Genomic DNA, 14,879 nt, shown 5'->3' with positions numbered 1-14,879 from the left:
TACATTTCTGTCAGCTTGGGAATGTACCCAGCTATTTAGCAATTCTTGTGGTCCATCACTTTGGCTTTGCTTTCTGCGACGGGAGGTTGAGAGCTTTGCGTTTGAGCTACTTGGTACGATTCCATCGAGTTACTCCTGGCCGCTTCCATGCGTGCGAAAGCCCGGTCACCACCGCCTTCAGCCATAGCCAAAGAAGAGATGGTCAGAGCAGCAATGACGAACAAGGATTTGATAGGGTTCATTTGGGTTTCCTCGGATGAGTATTCGGTAACCCCTGAATCCACATCAAGCGCTGATTCTTAGGGGTGAGCTTAAGGCTCAGTTGGACTATAAGACTTACCCCCTGTCAGGAAGCTTAGGCCAATATTACAGTTGTGTCAGGTTGCGATATTTCTCTTGAGGAACACACTACTTAATTCTTAATGATCTCGATCATCCAGCAACACATAGCCGATATTTACCGATTGAAAGTTTTAGCGGTGTGGTTTTGTAAGCTGCCGGTAACTTTGGCGGAGGCTTTACGTTTTTTTGCACCTACACTTGAATTGAATGCGTCGACTTGAGCGCGCTGAGCTCAAAACTAGAGCTTGATATGCGTGAGAAATAGTAACGTGACTAAAGGTGATCGAATGTGAGTATTAATTTTGAAAAAGCACTTGGCTCCCAGAAAGAGTGTTAATTTATCGCAGCCAAAGAGCTGAGGTGCTGAGCAACAATATCGCTAACGCCGATACGCCTAACTTCAAGATAGCGATTGACGGCGATCTAAGGAGAATGCTCCATTTAGAGAGCGCTTCTGTGGTACTGGTGATGTTGTGAAAAGCGAGGCGGCATTGGCTGCCTCGCTTGTTTTCAACGCTTCACTCGTGCGAGTGGCCATGACCTGCACTTTCCGATCCCGCCTCTTTCTCACTACCGCTACATGCGGTCATCAGACCCAGAAAGCAGATTAGAAGAACTGAACGGAACACCGTTGCTGAAGTTTTCATGCGTGTATTTTCCAAGAGATTATGGAGGTGTGTATTCGATTAAAGCGCTCCTCCCCCCTCGGTAGGAGCGCGAGCTTCTGCGATTACTGTTTGACGCTCAGGTAATCACCGGTCGTACTCAGAGAGATGGTCACGTCGTTGCTGCTGCGATTACGCCAAAACCAACCGTGGGTGCCGTCAAAAATGGCGGTGAATTCACCTTTATCACTTTTGACCTGCTTGCCCTTGTTGTAGCTGTGGAAGTAACCCTTTTCACCGTTGTAGGGTTCGCCATGGGTGTCATAGTTCACAGGTCCGCCAGCCGCTGTCCATTCATAGCTGACAGTCTTGTTCTTCAGCACTTCCAGTTTGATTTCTGTCCCTTCGCCTGGCTTGAGCGTGACGGTCATTTGATTGGTTTTCAAAGCTGGGGCAGGTGTCGCCACTGGTTGAGCTACAGGTTTCGCAATAGGTTGGACTTGCGCAACTTGCGGAGCTGGAGCTGGAGCTGGAGCTGGAGCTGCGGGTTGCGGTTGCGCGGCATCCGCCAAGGCTTCCTGGGCAAGGATGATTTTCAGTTCACCCATCTGCGTCAGGCCCAGTGCGCGCCCCACGCCCGTTGGATCAATAGCGTATTCCGATGGCATGACAACGGTCACCAGCAGGCCGACCGCGGTCAGCAGTGCAATGACAGTCGAGCGCACCAATTTGCGAGTGCTAGGCAATTCATTAACAGTGGGAAGCGGGGTATTGAACATGGTCAGAATTCCTTACGCAGAGACAAACAGGCCGGTGATCTGGTAACCCATCAGCAGGAAACCGGCACTCATCATGGCGACGTTGGCGGTATAGGCGTGGCGCCAGAAACTGCCGGTTCGCCGCCAATACCCCATTAAAATGAGAATCGCGCTAAGGGCCAGCAATTGGCCGATCTCGACACCAACGTTGAAGGCGATCAGGTTCGGAATCAGGCCATCAGGCGAGATCTCGTACTCCTGAATCTTGGTGGCCAGACCGAAACCATGGAGTAGGCCGAAGATCAGCGTGGCCACCTTGGTATCGGGTTGGAAACCGAACCAGCGCTGGAATGCGCCCAGGTTATCGAGCGCCTTGTACACCACCGAGAAACCGATGATGGCATCGATGATGTAAGAGCTGATGCTGACCTCGGTCAGCACGCCAAGCAGCAGCGTGACCGAGTGGCCTACCGCGAATAGCGTGACGTAAAGCCCAACCTCTTTCAGGCGATAGAGGAAGAAGATCACCCCGAACAGAAACAGCAGGTGGTCGTAGCCCGTCATCATGTGCTTGGCGCCCATGTAGATGAAGGGCAACAACATGACGCCTGAGCTTTCCTGTATGAACCCCTTGTCACCTTCGGCGACGGCATGAGCCATCGCCTCGGGCATTGCGAGGAAAAGTGCCGCGACAAATAAAAACAACAGCAGTAGCAGGCGACGCGAAGGCGCAGTAAATGCGTCAACGCCGCTCATCGAGTGAGTATGCATAGATCAATCCTACGTTGCAGGGATCAAAGGCCGCAGTACGGCCATGGTCAGGATGCGAACGAAGGACGGGGTGGACGCTCGATCAAGAAAATCGGCGGACGAGGAACGGAATAGCGTGGGGCTTCGAGTCGCATGGACAGCTTCGGCTGCGCAGACAAAGTCAACGCAGAACTGAGCTGTGGCGTTTCGTGATGGTGCTCAGGGGTCAACGGGGAGTGATAGTGATCCGAACAGCTCGCACACGACATCTCGGCTCGCTCTTCATGGGAGTGATGTGCGTCTTGCGCAATCTCCCAGACCGGCTGTTTCGACATCACTGACAGGGTATAGGTATGCCCGGCCCAGGCCACAAACATGGCGAGAGCAAGCGCGATTACCACCGTCGTTGTCAGTGTTCTGCTGAACATAGCGTTCGGGTTTCAACTCGTTTTGTAGGGCTTTGATGCGTTTGACCCATCCTCCTAGGGGGGATAGGATGCCAGCGTAATTCATCGAGGCCAGAGGCTCAAGTCATGAGTGAGCACGAACACGAACATAACCATCCCCACACCCACCAAAGTCACGAGGCGATCATCAAGCGGCTCAAGCGGGCGGACGGCCATTTACGCGGCATCATCACCATGATCGAAGAGGGTCGTCAGTGCGTGGACATTGCTCAGCAGCTGCATGCTGTCGAAAAAGCAGTGTGCCAAGCCAAGCGCACGCTCATCCAGGATCACATCGATCACTGCCTGGAGGACACCGTATCGGCGCTGAACAATGGTGAGCGTGCACCACTGGAAGCCTTCAAACAAATCACCAAGTACCTCTAGGTCTGAAAATGCCCAACTTCGGTGGACTGCTGCAACAAGGTGGGGCTCACGCCTAGGCATGACGACTGCTCATACCACCGAGGATTCCTCGCTCAAGCGCCGGAGCGGCAGCCTGGATCTGATCAAGTGGATGGCGTTGTTAACCATGGTCATCGATCACTTGCGGTTGGTGTGGCCGGAGATGAGCAATCTGTTCATTCCGGGTCGACTCTCTTTTCCGTTGTTCTGTGTCGCCATTGCGGCCAATGTGGCACGCTCGAAACCGGGCGAATTACTGACTGCCGCGAACGGTCGCTACGTCGCGTTGATCTTGGTGTTCGCCGCCATTTCAGAAGTGCCTTATCGCTACATCAGCACCTCGGGATCATTCAACGTGTTGGTGACCCTGGCATTGGGGCTGGTAATTGCCTGGGGATGGCAGCATCGCACTTTGTTGAGCGGAACCATGGCGTTGATTGCCGGCGCGGTTGCCTACGTGCTGGATGATCCGTTGATGTATGGCTTCTACGGGGCACTCGTACCTGCCGCGGTTTTGTTGGCAATCAAGAGGCTTAGTGCTCTTTGGCTGCTGCCAGCGGCTTTGTGCCTGTTGAGCAACACCCGCAGCAGCATCGTGACCAGGGCGTTGGACTTGGAAATCTATTCATTGCTGGCCTTGAGTACCGCGTTTGCTGCGCCCCTAATCGGACTCTGGCTACTGCGCCAGACCTTCACCTTTAAGGTTTGGCCGGTGCGGCAATGGGGCTACTGGTTCTATCCGGGGCACCTTGTCGCTCTGCAAGCGCTACGGTTTCTGATTTGAAGGCTGACCAACCAGCTTTAGCACATCTTAGGAACTTACGATCATCTGTTTGGCCATCGGCGATGCTGATCATCGATCACGTATGGATGCTCGTGATCCACACCCTCCTGGCCGTCGAAGTGCGTGTGATTGCCCGGCAGATTCTCATGGGTGTGCTTGATCGACTCTTGGTCATGAGCTGGACGCCATATCACGATGCTGGCCACCAGTGCGCTACCTGCCACGACAGCGAGCCCAACAAACGATGCGGTGAGGCTAATGTTGGCACCCAGCCATCCCGCCATTGGGTAGGTAATCAACCAGCAGGCATGGGATAGCGCAAATTGGGCGGCAAACAACGCCGGGCGATCTTCGGCATGTGCCGAGCGACGCAACAGCCGACCGCTGGGGGTCTGCGCTAGGGAATAGCCCACCCCGAGCACCATCCACAGCGGCAGCAGGAAGTTATAGGTGGTCAGGTTGATGCCAATCGCTAAGCCAGCGACCAATACTCCTCCGCCAAACAGCATGGCTGTTCGGTCTTTGATGTTTTTCAACAGCCGAGGCAAGACCAGGGCGGCGACCATCGAGCCGCCACCAAACGCAGCCAGCGCCAATGCCGTCGAACTCTGAGGTAGAGCGAAGCGCGACTGCACCAGCACCACCGTATTGACGATGACCATGGCACTGGCGGCCGCTACGGAGAGATTGAGAGCTAGCAGTCCCCGTAGACGAGGGGTGGCCAGAAATATGCGCATGCCTCGGGTAGTTCGCTCGTAAATGCTGCGTCGTGGTGTCGGCTTCGCCTTTGGCAGTAACACTGTGGCGACCAGGACCGCTGAGCCGAGAAAACCGATGACAGTGCCGGCGAAAAGGTTATGGAAGCTGATCACGGTCAGCAACGCGGCAGCGAGCATAGGGCTGGCGACACTTTCAAGATCATAGGCGAGACGTGATAGCGACAAGGCGCGGGTGTAATCGTCCTCATCCGGCAGGATGTCTGGAATGGTCGCCTGGAACGTCGGGGTGAACGCCGCCGAGGCTGACTGGAGAACAAAAATTAACACGTAGATCTGCCAGACTTCCGTCACAAACGGTAGAGCGAGTGCGACCAGTGCTCGCACCAAGTCCAGCGAGACCAGCATCGCTCGACGGGGTAGACGTTCAGCAAAAGCCGCTGCGATTGGTGCAACGCCAATGTAGGCCGTCATTTTGATCGCCAGCGCTGTACCGAGGACAGCACCTGCTTGGGCGCCCGCAAGGTCGAACGCCAGAAGGCCCAGCGCGACAGTGGCGAGTCCTGTCCCTACGAGCGCGATTACTTGGGCGAGAAAGAGATGACGGTAGGTTCGGTTGGCTAGGATTTTCAGCATGTAATATCTCAAGTGGCGAAGTGCGGTGACCAGGCGGTTACCGAACTTTTCACAAAGAGACGCAAGTAGCTGGTTTTGTCTCTGTTGTGTGCGGATATCCCCCCTGGGGGGATATGGCTCGATCCTAAACCATAGACCATGGCAGCTCAAGAAATAGGCGCTACGCCATCTATCGAATGATTGAAGTGCGGGCCCGCCCATCGGCTTGTATTGGTTTTGCACAGAGAGGCAACGTGCTCAATGTTTCGATAACGGCATTCAAACGCTGCACGCTGCCGGTCGGATGTCTTCTTTCCCTGGCTTGAATGGCCAATTGGAACGTGTGATCATGCTGTCAATATAGGTAGGGGGGGTATGGTATGAGTCATGTAAGTTCGAGCAAAGACAATCTTCTTAAGCGAGTAAAGCGAATCGCTGGGCAAATCCAGGCAATTGAGCGAGCACTCGACTCTGACGATGACTGCTCGAAAACCTTGCTTTTGGTCGCTTCGACCCGTGGCGCGATCAATGGGCTGATGGATGAAATCATCGAAGACCACGCTCGTGAACACGTCGCGAATCCGACACTCAGCAACGAAGAAAGAGCGAAAGGCGTTGACGAGCTCCTCGAAGCCATTCGCCGCTATTCCAAATAGGATTACCCAGATGAGTAATTCGCACACCGACTATTCCCACGACCATATGTTCCTGGGGACATCGCATGAAGAAAACGCCAAGCGAACCTTGTGGGTGGTGGCTCTGACCGTCGTAATGATGGTCGCTGAGATCACCGCGGGTTATGTCACAGGATCCATGGCGTTGCTTGCCGATGGATTTCACATGGCAACGCACGCAGGAGCACTCGGCATAGCCGCAGCTGCTTACGGTTACGCAAAAAGGCATGCCTCAAGTGCTCGCTACAGTTTTGGAACTGGCAAGGTGGGAGACTTGGGTGGCTTCGCCTCTGCTCTGATTTTGGGACTGGTCTCCTTGGGTATTGCTGGAGAATCGCTATTCCGTCTCTTTCAACCGACTCAAGTGCAATTCGGGACAGCGACACTTATCGCAGTTGTCGGATTAGCAGTGAATGTCGTGAGCGCGCTTTTGCTATCAGGCGGTCATGATCATCACCATGGGCATGACCACGAATCTCACCATGTGCATGGTCACGACAATAATTTGCGATCTGCTTACGTGCACGTCGTTGCAGATGCCCTGACCTCGGTTCTGGCCATCGCTGCACTGCTTGCTGGTCGATACCTTGGTTGGGTATGGCTTGACCCTGTAATGGGGATTGTGGGTGCAGTTGTCATTGCGCGCTGGGCTTGGTCGTTGATGCGGGTGACTGCGGGTGTATTGCTCGACCAGACAGATGATCATGTTGCCGAAGAGATTCGTGAACTGGTTGAACGACCGGGGGATGCTTCGATCATTGATCTTCATGTCTGGCAGGTGGGGCCTCAGGCCCGAGCCGCGATTGTGAGTGTTCTGGGCAGCCCAGCAACAAATGCCGAAAACATACGAGAACGCCTCGCTACGGTTCATGAGGTCACTCATCTGACGGTTGAGTACCGCACAAAACTGGGAGCTGAGTAAGCGTCCGGCCATGTCACCTTCAAAACTCCAGCATTAAGGGCGATGGTGTCCGCGTATTTTTAAGCGGACGCGATCACCCTTAATCGCCAGGATTTCCATGCGCCAACGAAGCTCTTATCCCAAACCGTTCAAAGCCCAGGTCGTTCAGGAATGCCTTCAGCCCGGGGCCACCGTTTCAAGCGTTGCCATCGCTCACGGCATCAACGCCAACGTCATTCGTAAATGGCTGCCGCTTTACCGGCATACCTCAGTTGCCGCGTTGCCTGCGTTTGTCCCGTTGAAGGCTCCGCCTAAGCGGCCGTCGGAGGCATCGGCGATCATCGAGATACCCGTTGGCGAACAAGCCATCGCAGTGAAGTGGCCAGTTTCCGATCCTGATGGGTGCGCTCGATTTATTCGAGAGCTTGCCAAGTGATCCGCATAGACGCCATCTGGCTCGCCACCGAGCCCATGGATATGCGCGCGGGTACCGAGACTGCGCTGGCCAGAGTGATCGCAGTATTCGGTGCGGCGAAGCCGCACTGTGCTTATCTGTTTGCCAATCGCAGGGCTAACCGAATGAAAGTCCTGGTTCATGACGGAATTGGTGTTTGGCTGGCGGCACGGCGGTTGAACCAAGGCAAATTCCACTGGCCAGGCATTCGCCAAGGTTGCGAGATGGAGCTGGATGCCGAGCAACTTCGGGCGTTGGTGCTCGGTCTACCTTGGCAACGTGTTGGCGTTGGCGGCGTAATTACACTGCTTTAAAAGTTTTAATTTTGCTTCTTGGCCTACTGCCGTAGGCGGTCTGCTTTGGTAAAATCCACGGCATGACTTCCTTGCCCAACCTCGACCAAATGACCCCCGACCAACTGCGCGCCCTCGCTGCGCAGTTGATGTCGAAGGTCGACACCATGGGCAGAAAGATCCACCGCGATCAAACCATCATCGAACAGCTGACCCACGAGATCGCGATCCTCAAGCGGCACCGGTTTGCCAAACGCAGCGAGCAGATCAGTCCTGAACAAGGCAGCTTGCTCGACGATCTGCTCAACACCGACCTTGAGGCTATCGACGCCGAGCTGACGGCACTGCTTCCGGCTCCTGCTCCAGAAGAGGCGCGCCAAAAACCAAAGCGCGCGCCACTGCCGCCGCAGTTTCCACGCACCGTCATTCATCACGAACCAGAAAGCACTCAGTGCACTTGCGGCTGCCAACTCCAGCGCATCGGCGAGGACATCAGCGAGAAGCTCGATTACACGCCGGGCGTGTTCACTGTTGAACAGCATGTGCGTGGGAAGTGGGCCTGCCGTCAGTGCGAAACACTGATCCAGGCACCGGTACCGGCCCAAGTGATCGACAAGGGCATCCCAACTGCGGGCCTGATCGCGCATGTGTTGGTGGCGAAGTTCGCTGACCACTTGCCGCTGTATCGGCAGGAGAAAATCTTCGGGCGCGCTGGTTTAGCGATCCCGCGCTCCACACTAGCTCAATGGGTTGGACAAACAGGTGTACAGCTTCAGCCATTAGTTGATGCCTTGCGAGAAGCCGTCCTGGCGCAGCAAGTTGTCCACGCCGATGAGACGCCGGTGCAGATGCTTGCGCCCGGAGAGAAGAAAACTCACCGCGCTTATGTCTGGGCTTACTGCACCACGCCGTTTTCGGCGCTTAAGGCAGTGGTTTATGACTTCAGCCCGAGCCGCGCCGGTGAGCATGCGCGTAACTTCCTCGGCGCGTGGAATGGCAAGCTGGTGTGCGACGACTTTGCTGGTTACAAAGCTGGGTTTGAGAAAGGCATGATCGAAATCGGCTGCATGGCTCACGCCCGCCGCAAGTTTTTCGATCTGCATGTCGCGAATAAAAGTCAGTTGGCAGAACAGGCGCTGCACTCGATTGGCGGTTTGTACGAAGTTGAGCGGCAAGTGCGAGACATGAGTGATGGAGATCGCTGTCGAATACGGCAAGAAAAAGCGGCGCCGCTGGCCAAAGCACTGCACGACTGGATGTTGGCCCAGCGCGATCTTGTGCCCAATGGATCAGCAACGGCCAAAGCCTTGGATTACAGCCTTAAACGCTGGGTAGCGCTGACGCGCTACCTGGTCGATGGGGCGGTGCCCATAGACAACAATCCAGTCGAAAACCAGATCAGGCCGTGGGCACTTGGACGCTCGAACTGGTTGTTTGCTGGATCGCTTCGCAGCGGCAAACGGGCAGCGGCGATTATGAGTTTGATCCAGTCGGCACGTATGAATGGGCACGATCCGTATGCCTATCTCAAAGATGTGCTGACGCGGCTGCCGACGCAGCGGGCGAGTGAGATCGACCAACTGCTGCCGCATCAGTGGGTATCTGCCTGAGTCATGCAAGGTGACTTCGGCGGACGCTTACGGAGCTGATTCATCGGTTCAAGTTTCGGCTCCGGCTTAGAAATGAACGCAAAGTTAACTGATCGGAAAATAAGGATCGAGAGAGGCTGTTGAGCAAACGCGATCAAGCGCACATCGAGCGTCGTCTGATTGCCGCCCTAACAAAGGCCTGCGAGACCGCCAAAGCGGAAATCGTGGGCTTCTCTTGGTTGACTCACGACGTGGTTTACGCGCGGTTCCCCTCCAGCCTGATGGTTGTTTAGGTCTTCGACACCGATGCCAACAGAGATCAGGTTTTTGCCAATGGGCAAGATAAGCGAATGCTTGAACTGACTACCCAGGCGTTAAGCGAAGCGGATGTTCACGCCAGCCAGGTGTTGGCCAACCTACATTTCGATAGTGAAGAGCAATGTCAGCGGTCGAATGCCGGTGACTGGCAGCAGCGCTTAGCCTGTGCACGATCTACGCGGACTTAAACCATGCTAACCAACTGGAACCTGACAGGAATGTAATTTTCATTTCTATCGACTGTCCGCCCAGCGTGGTCTAGGGTGAAATATGAGCTCTTGAGCACTTATTGATCTCTAGCCATGAAGCATTTTCCTGCTGACATCACGTCTGGCATTTCTGTCGAAAATGATCAGCTGTTTTCAATCGAAAATGTCGCCGCCGTATGTATATGCCGATCCTCCGCCTTTTAACCAGGAGATTCACAATGTCACAGCATATCAAACACAGCAGCTCTAGCCGATTCACTTTGTCGGTGAGAGCGGTAGTGATGGCTGCCGCTGTCATGGCGGCAGCACCGACGTGGACCAGTGCCGCAGAACCCGCAAAAAGCGGAACAATGCCGATGCCTTCCGAGCAGATGGATCACTCGAAGATGGACAGCATGATGGGTGGTATGTCCAAGACCGGCGATGTGGATTATGACTTCGCGGCCAACATGCGCATGCATCACCAGATGGCAGTCAAGATGTCACAAGCCGAACTCAAGAACGGAAAAAATCCAGAGATGCTCCGAATGGCCAAAGACATAATTGCCGCACAGGAAAAGGAAATCGCCGTTTTCGATCAGTGGATTAAAGAGAATAAAAAACCCTGACGATGGTGATGGCAAGCGCTGGAACGCGCGCTGAAGCAGGAGGTGGAGTGTTCTGCTGTTTTGCAACAAATTGCAGCGGTGGTGGGCGCGGTGAATGGATTGATGGCAGAGGTGCTCGAAGGGCGCATCCGTGAGCATTTAGGTGCTGAAGCTGTTACTCCAGAGCAACGTCAAGAGGACCTGGACCAGGTTGTCTCGGCTCTGCGCTCGTATTTGAAATGAACCCAAGGGGAGCCCGGACATGCGTGGCTCTTACCTTAGGAACGAATCAGCGCCCTCAGGCGCTGATCTGGGAAGGAAAACCTAACGCCTCTACAGTTTTACGAACCTGCTCTGGGCTTTTGTTACTTTCAACGCTCACCTTCCCCGTTGCCCGATCCACGGAAACCATAGCTTCGTTGTCCAGTGACTGAATCGCTTTGGTGATTTTGCTGACGCAACTGCCGCAACCAATGCCTGAAACATCTAAGACGAACATGATTATTCCTCTCTTTCTGAGCGGTCTCATTTCACCGCAACGACAGCATCAACGTTGACACGACGGCAAGGTCAAGAGTTATCAGTATCGGGCTGCGAGCATCAGTTAAGCTCAGTCAATTCGGGTATTCCTAAGTCTCAACGCATTGAAAACTACAGATGCAGAACTGACGCTCATGGCTATGGCCGCGATCATTGGCGACAGGAGGTGTCCCGTCAGTGGATAGAGAAGGCCTGCGGCTAGGGGGATACCCATCGCGTTATAAAGAAAGGCGAAACCCAAGTTTTGCCGCATGTTTTTTACCGTTGCAACCGAAAGAGCCCGTGCTCGTAAAATCCCCATCAAGTCGCCTTTTACCAGCGTGAGTTGCGCGCTATTCATCGCAACGTCAGTCCCTGTCCCCATGGCGATGCCCACATCTGCTCGCGCCAAGGCCGGTGCGTCGTTGATACCGTCGCCAGCCATGGCGACCCTCCGGCCGTATTGCTGGAGGTCTGCGACCAGACGTTCCTTGTCCTGAGGTTTTACTTCACCGTGGACTTCTTCAATCCCCATCTCCCTGGCGACAGCCCGAGCGGTGGTGAGCCCGTCGCCAGTAGCCATGATGATTTTGATGTCATCAGCCTTGAGCTTGGTGACTGCTTCTTTGGAGGTCGGCTTAATTGGATCTGATACTGCCAACAACCCTGCCAATACCCCGTCGACTGCGAGGTAGATGATGCTGATGCCGTCAAGTCGCAACAACTCTGCACGCTCTTGTAGGGGCTTGGTGTTCACGCCTGCGGCTTCCATCAACGCGGTGTTCCCCAGCTGGATCTTCTTGCCATCAACGATGCCACTGACCCCGATACCTGAACCAGACTCAAAGGATTCTGGCTTGGTGAGCTTAATGTTCTCGGTTCGGGCGTGATCGACGATTGCATGAGCCAAGGGATGTTCGCTGCCCTGATCAAGGCTGGCAGCCAGATGAAGAACATCGTGGGGATTGAAACTGGGTGTGGCCTCCACGCTGTGAAACACTGGCCGTCCCTCTGTCAGGGTGCCTGTCTTATCGACAATCAGCGTGTCGATCTTGCAAAGGTTTTCGATGGCACTGGCATCCCTGAACAGCACACCCATGCTGGCTGCTTTACCTGTCGAAACCATGATCGACATGGGCGTAGCAAGACCCAACGCACAGGGACAAGCGATGATCAGCACGGCGACAGCGTTGATCAGACCAAACACCCAACTGGGCTCAGGGCCAAAAAGCCCCCAGCCGACAAATGTCAGTATCGCAATCGCGATAACACCCATCACAAAGTAGCCAGCAATAGAGTCGGCCATTCGTTGCATGGGTGCTTTGGAGCGCTGAGCCCGAGCGACCATCTGTACGATTTGTGACAGCATGGTCTCAGCGCCGACCTTCTGCGCCTCCATTACCAAGCTGCCATGTGTATTCAGCGTGGCACCGATCAGGCTATCTCCAGCTCTCTTCATTACCGGCACTGGCTCGCCAGTGAGCATGGACTCATCCACCGCACTTTCGCCCTCCAGTACTGAACCATCAACTGGCACCTTTTCACCAGGCCTGACCCGCAGATGGTCTCCAAGGTGGACATGGGTGAGAGGAATGTCTTCTTCCTGTCCATCGGCATTGATCCGGCGTGCGGTCTTGGGCGATAGACCGAGAAGGGACTTAATGGCGGCGGAGGTTTGCGATCGGGCTTTGAGCTCAAGAATCTGCCCAAGCAAGGTGAGCGAGATGATGACCGCGGCGGCTTCGAAGTAGACGCTGATACGTCCATCTTGCATGAAGGTGGCGGGAAAGCTTTGGGGTAAGAGCGTTGCCATGACGCTGTAAAGGTAGGCTGCGGCGGTACCCAAACCGATCAGAGTCCACATGTTTGGACTGCGATTTCTAATAGAGGCTATGCCCCTTACAAAAAAGGGCCAACCTGCCCATAAGGTCACCGGTGTCGCCAGAGCGAGCTCGATCCAGTTTTGGATCGAGCCATGGAGGAGTTGTAACGAGTGCCCCGCCATGGCGAGCACTGTCACTATCACGGTTAATGGCAGCGACCACCAAAAGCGGCGGGCGAAATCCCGGAGTTCAGGATTTTCTTCTTCATCGAGCGTGGGCATGACCGGCTCTAATGTCATGCCACATTTAGGGCAGTTGCCGGGTCCGGGCTGGCGTATTTCCGGGTGCATCGGACAGGTAAACTCAGTGCCTGTCTGTACCGCAGACTCTGGAGTGCTGACGCGGGACTCGGCGCTCGAAACATTACCGCTGTAGCGTTCAGGATCAGCTCGAAACTTCTCCTGGCATTTCAGGCTACAAAATTGATATGTCTGTCCCTGATAAGACTCACCAAACTTACTTGATGAAGTGACTGCCATTGCGCACACCGGGTCACGTAGATCATCGTCATTGAGCGGAGCACTATGGGCGTGACTGTGGTCGTGGTGGCTCGATATGGTAGGCATGGCTATTTCCCTTTTTCGTCCTTGTGGGTTGCTGCCTGATCGCCATGGCTATGTCCGCCATGTCCATGTCCAAAAAAATGCATCAATGGACAGATCAACAGAATCAGATAAGGCCAAAATGGATAAACGTGGCTGAAATGCTCCCGCAACACGTAGAAGGCACCAATCGCAATGAGCATGATTAGTACAACGCCTGTTTTGCGCCTCCAAAATGGTGCGGTGGTGTTTCCATCCGGATGCTGATGGTTATTCATGATCTAAACCCCACTGTGTGAGCGTTGCTGTGATCTCTGCGACAGAGCGTAGCCAACTCGTGCGTCGAAGCGTTGTTAGCAGCCAGCTCCGGCTTACTTCAGGTCAAACGGACCAACCATCCCTGACTGGTAATGCCCCGGCACGTTGCAGGCAAACTGAAGGCCTGTGCTGTTGTTGAAGGTCCAGATCAGCTCCTGGGTTGCGCCAGGCTCAATCAGGACGCTGTTCGGGTCGTTGTGCTCCATTGCGACCATCTTCATTCCACCCATGCTGTGGCCCATACCGCTCATCGTTTTCCCGGTACCGGTGGGGTTAAGCGTCCCGTTCTGGAACATGCTTGCCATTTCTTTTTGGTGTGCTGCATGAGCAGCGGCTTTGCCGATGTTGAACTCGTGCAGCAGCGAACCCTCATTGCGAAGTACAAATCGAATAGTTTCACCAGGCTTTACGTCGATGCTTTCAGGTTTGAAGAAAACATCGCCCATCTCGACGTCCACCGTACGGGTAACCTCAGAGGCGACTCCAGGCTGGCCGATGTCCTCTTTTCCATGCCCTGCGCTGGCCATAGCCGTAGCACCGAAGAGTAGAGTGATTGCTGCGATGACAGGGGAAACGAGCTTAGCTTTCATAGTGACCTCGAGAGTAACAGTGGGAGCACTGGCTATGCTAAAGACACGGAGCTGCCAGTTAACTGACCTGAACACTACATTTCTGTCAGTTTTCAAAAAAAACACGGCGTTCAGGTGACGCCGTGTTAATCAGCTCTAACCAAGAAATGCGTCGAGCACTTATTACTGATGGCACTCTGAAAGCATCAATTTGTGCTCGCGCTGCATTTGGCTCAAAACGTCATCGACGATTTTGTCGTGCTTTTCCATCCAGGCGAGGTGCTGCTGAGGTGGCATTGATGCGTCTGGATGATCTTTATGGAGTTGGCTCATGATGTCGCCGAGCATCTTCATATGCTCGGCCATGTGGACATGACGCTGTCCTTCAGGGGCTTTTTCAGCTTGAATCAGTACGGCTTCAGCCCTGTCGCGCAGGCTTTCCATACGCTCTATCACCCGGTCTCCGCCACTTTCAGCCCATACAGAAGCTGAGACGAGTATCGAGCTCACAAAAAACAGCATTTTCAGGCGATTCATGGGGCAACTCCTTATGGAATTGTTTTCCGGCTCCCAAACGTTTCATGCTGAAGAGTCGGTCGAGC

At 54.4% G+C, this 14,879-nt stretch carries 17 protein-coding genes and 3 pseudogenes; 11 read left to right on the top strand and 9 right to left on the bottom strand.

All coding sequences use genetic code 11. The features are described from left to right. Positions 1 to 35: 35 nt before the first annotated feature. Positions 36 to 242 carry a co-regulatory protein PtrA N-terminal domain-containing protein gene (locus QFX16_RS29390; RefSeq protein ID WP_283182321.1) on the bottom strand — a complete coding sequence of 69 codons (207 nt, stop codon included), beginning with the start codon at positions 240 to 242 and terminating at the stop codon, positions 36 to 38. A 389-nt stretch (positions 243 to 631) separates the two neighbouring features. Between QFX16_RS29390 and QFX16_RS29385 the strand changes: the two are divergent. Further along, positions 632 to 747, top strand: a pseudogene (locus QFX16_RS29385) (flagellar basal body rod protein FlgB); the annotation flags it as partial. A 325-nt stretch (positions 748 to 1,072) separates the two neighbouring features. Here QFX16_RS29385 and QFX16_RS29380 read toward each other — a convergent pair. Both QFX16_RS29380 and QFX16_RS29375 read right to left on the bottom strand, forming a co-directional pair. Beyond that, positions 1,073 to 1,726, bottom strand: a complete 654-nt coding sequence (locus tag QFX16_RS29380; RefSeq protein ID WP_283182320.1) for a transmembrane anchor protein — start codon at positions 1,724 to 1,726, stop codon at positions 1,073 to 1,075. Between the two features lie 12 nt (positions 1,727 to 1,738). Further along, a complete protein-coding gene (locus QFX16_RS29375; protein ID WP_283182319.1) occupies positions 1,739 to 2,476 on the bottom strand; it encodes a HupE/UreJ family protein in 738 nt (245 codons plus the stop codon). Between the two features lie 512 nt (positions 2,477 to 2,988). Between QFX16_RS29375 and QFX16_RS29370 the strand changes: the two genes are divergently transcribed. After that, positions 2,989 to 3,288, top strand: a complete 300-nt coding sequence (locus QFX16_RS29370) for a metal-sensing transcriptional repressor (RefSeq protein ID WP_057387496.1) — start codon at positions 2,989 to 2,991, stop codon at positions 3,286 to 3,288. Between the two features lie 58 nt (positions 3,289 to 3,346). Further along, positions 3,347 to 4,090: a TraX family protein gene (locus QFX16_RS29365; protein WP_283182318.1), complete on the top strand. Its 744-nt coding sequence runs from the start codon at positions 3,347 to 3,349 to the stop codon at positions 4,088 to 4,090. A 41-nt stretch (positions 4,091 to 4,131) separates the two neighbouring features. Here QFX16_RS29365 and QFX16_RS29360 read toward each other — a convergent pair whose 3' ends face one another. Further along, complete coding sequence (locus QFX16_RS29360) at positions 4,132 to 5,442, bottom strand: MFS transporter (RefSeq protein ID WP_283182317.1); 1,311 nt, start codon at positions 5,440 to 5,442, stop codon at positions 4,132 to 4,134. A 359-nt stretch (positions 5,443 to 5,801) separates the two neighbouring features. Here QFX16_RS29360 and QFX16_RS29355 point away from each other — a divergent pair, with 359 nt between their 5' ends. The 8 genes and pseudogenes from QFX16_RS29355 to QFX16_RS29320 all read left to right on the top strand — a co-directional run. Next, the gene (locus QFX16_RS29355; protein ID WP_283182316.1) at positions 5,802 to 6,077 is read left to right on the top strand and encodes a metal/formaldehyde-sensitive transcriptional repressor; all 276 of its coding nucleotides are present in this window, start codon (positions 5,802 to 5,804) and stop codon (positions 6,075 to 6,077) included. A gap of 10 nt (positions 6,078 to 6,087) precedes the next feature. Further along, positions 6,088 to 7,017 (top strand): CDF family Co(II)/Ni(II) efflux transporter DmeF, encoded by a 930-nt coding sequence (dmeF, locus tag QFX16_RS29350; protein ID WP_283182315.1) that lies wholly within the window; start codon positions 6,088 to 6,090, stop codon positions 7,015 to 7,017. A 97-nt stretch (positions 7,018 to 7,114) separates the two neighbouring features. Then, positions 7,115 to 7,432, top strand: a complete 318-nt coding sequence (gene tnpA, locus QFX16_RS29345; RefSeq protein WP_010465922.1) for an IS66-like element accessory protein TnpA — start codon at positions 7,115 to 7,117, stop codon at positions 7,430 to 7,432. Next, a complete protein-coding gene (gene tnpB, locus QFX16_RS29340) occupies positions 7,429 to 7,764 on the top strand; it encodes an IS66 family insertion sequence element accessory protein TnpB (protein WP_010465920.1) in 336 nt (111 codons plus the stop codon). The genes tnpA and tnpB overlap by 4 nt, the downstream gene beginning before the upstream one ends. Before the next feature lie 62 nt (positions 7,765 to 7,826). Beyond that, positions 7,827 to 9,353: an IS66 family transposase gene (gene tnpC / locus QFX16_RS29335; protein ID WP_010465918.1), complete on the top strand. Its 1,527-nt coding sequence runs from the start codon at positions 7,827 to 7,829 to the stop codon at positions 9,351 to 9,353. Between the two features lie 116 nt (positions 9,354 to 9,469). Beyond that, positions 9,470 to 9,838: pseudogene (locus QFX16_RS29330) on the top strand (hypothetical protein). Positions 9,839 to 10,077: 239 nt separating this feature from the next. Continuing rightward, positions 10,078 to 10,467 carry a DUF305 domain-containing protein gene (locus QFX16_RS29325; RefSeq protein ID WP_283182314.1) on the top strand — a complete coding sequence of 130 codons (390 nt, stop codon included), beginning with the start codon at positions 10,078 to 10,080 and terminating at the stop codon, positions 10,465 to 10,467. A 12-nt stretch (positions 10,468 to 10,479) separates the two neighbouring features. Next, a pseudogene (locus QFX16_RS29320) lies at positions 10,480 to 10,689 on the top strand (metal/formaldehyde-sensitive transcriptional repressor); the annotation flags it as partial. Between the two features lie 55 nt (positions 10,690 to 10,744). Here QFX16_RS29320 and QFX16_RS29315 read toward each other — a convergent pair. From QFX16_RS29315 to QFX16_RS29295, 5 genes are all read right to left on the bottom strand, one after another. Next, a complete protein-coding gene (locus tag QFX16_RS29315; RefSeq protein WP_283182313.1) occupies positions 10,745 to 10,945 on the bottom strand; it encodes a heavy-metal-associated domain-containing protein in 201 nt (66 codons plus the stop codon). Between the two features lie 111 nt (positions 10,946 to 11,056). Next, positions 11,057 to 13,414, bottom strand: a complete 2,358-nt coding sequence (locus tag QFX16_RS29310) for a heavy metal translocating P-type ATPase (RefSeq protein WP_283182312.1) — start codon at positions 13,412 to 13,414, stop codon at positions 11,057 to 11,059. Positions 13,415 to 13,416: 2 nt separating this feature from the next. After that, positions 13,417 to 13,668 carry a DUF2933 domain-containing protein gene (locus QFX16_RS29305; RefSeq protein WP_102595275.1) on the bottom strand — a complete coding sequence of 84 codons (252 nt, stop codon included), beginning with the start codon at positions 13,666 to 13,668 and terminating at the stop codon, positions 13,417 to 13,419. Between the two features lie 93 nt (positions 13,669 to 13,761). Further along, entirely contained in the window at positions 13,762 to 14,298 is a 537-nt protein-coding gene (locus QFX16_RS29300) for a cupredoxin domain-containing protein (protein ID WP_283182311.1), read from the bottom strand. Between the two features lie 162 nt (positions 14,299 to 14,460). After that, positions 14,461 to 14,814: a co-regulatory protein PtrA N-terminal domain-containing protein gene (locus QFX16_RS29295; protein WP_283182310.1), complete on the bottom strand. Its 354-nt coding sequence runs from the start codon at positions 14,812 to 14,814 to the stop codon at positions 14,461 to 14,463. Positions 14,815 to 14,879: the final 65 nt, after the last annotated feature.

Source organism: Pseudomonas svalbardensis, from assembly GCF_030053115.1.
Lineage (GTDB): Bacteria > Pseudomonadota > Gammaproteobacteria > Pseudomonadales > Pseudomonadaceae > Aquipseudomonas > Aquipseudomonas svalbardensis.
Note: the sequence above shows the minus strand (reverse complement) of the source record. Positions and strands in the feature narration are given on the sequence as shown.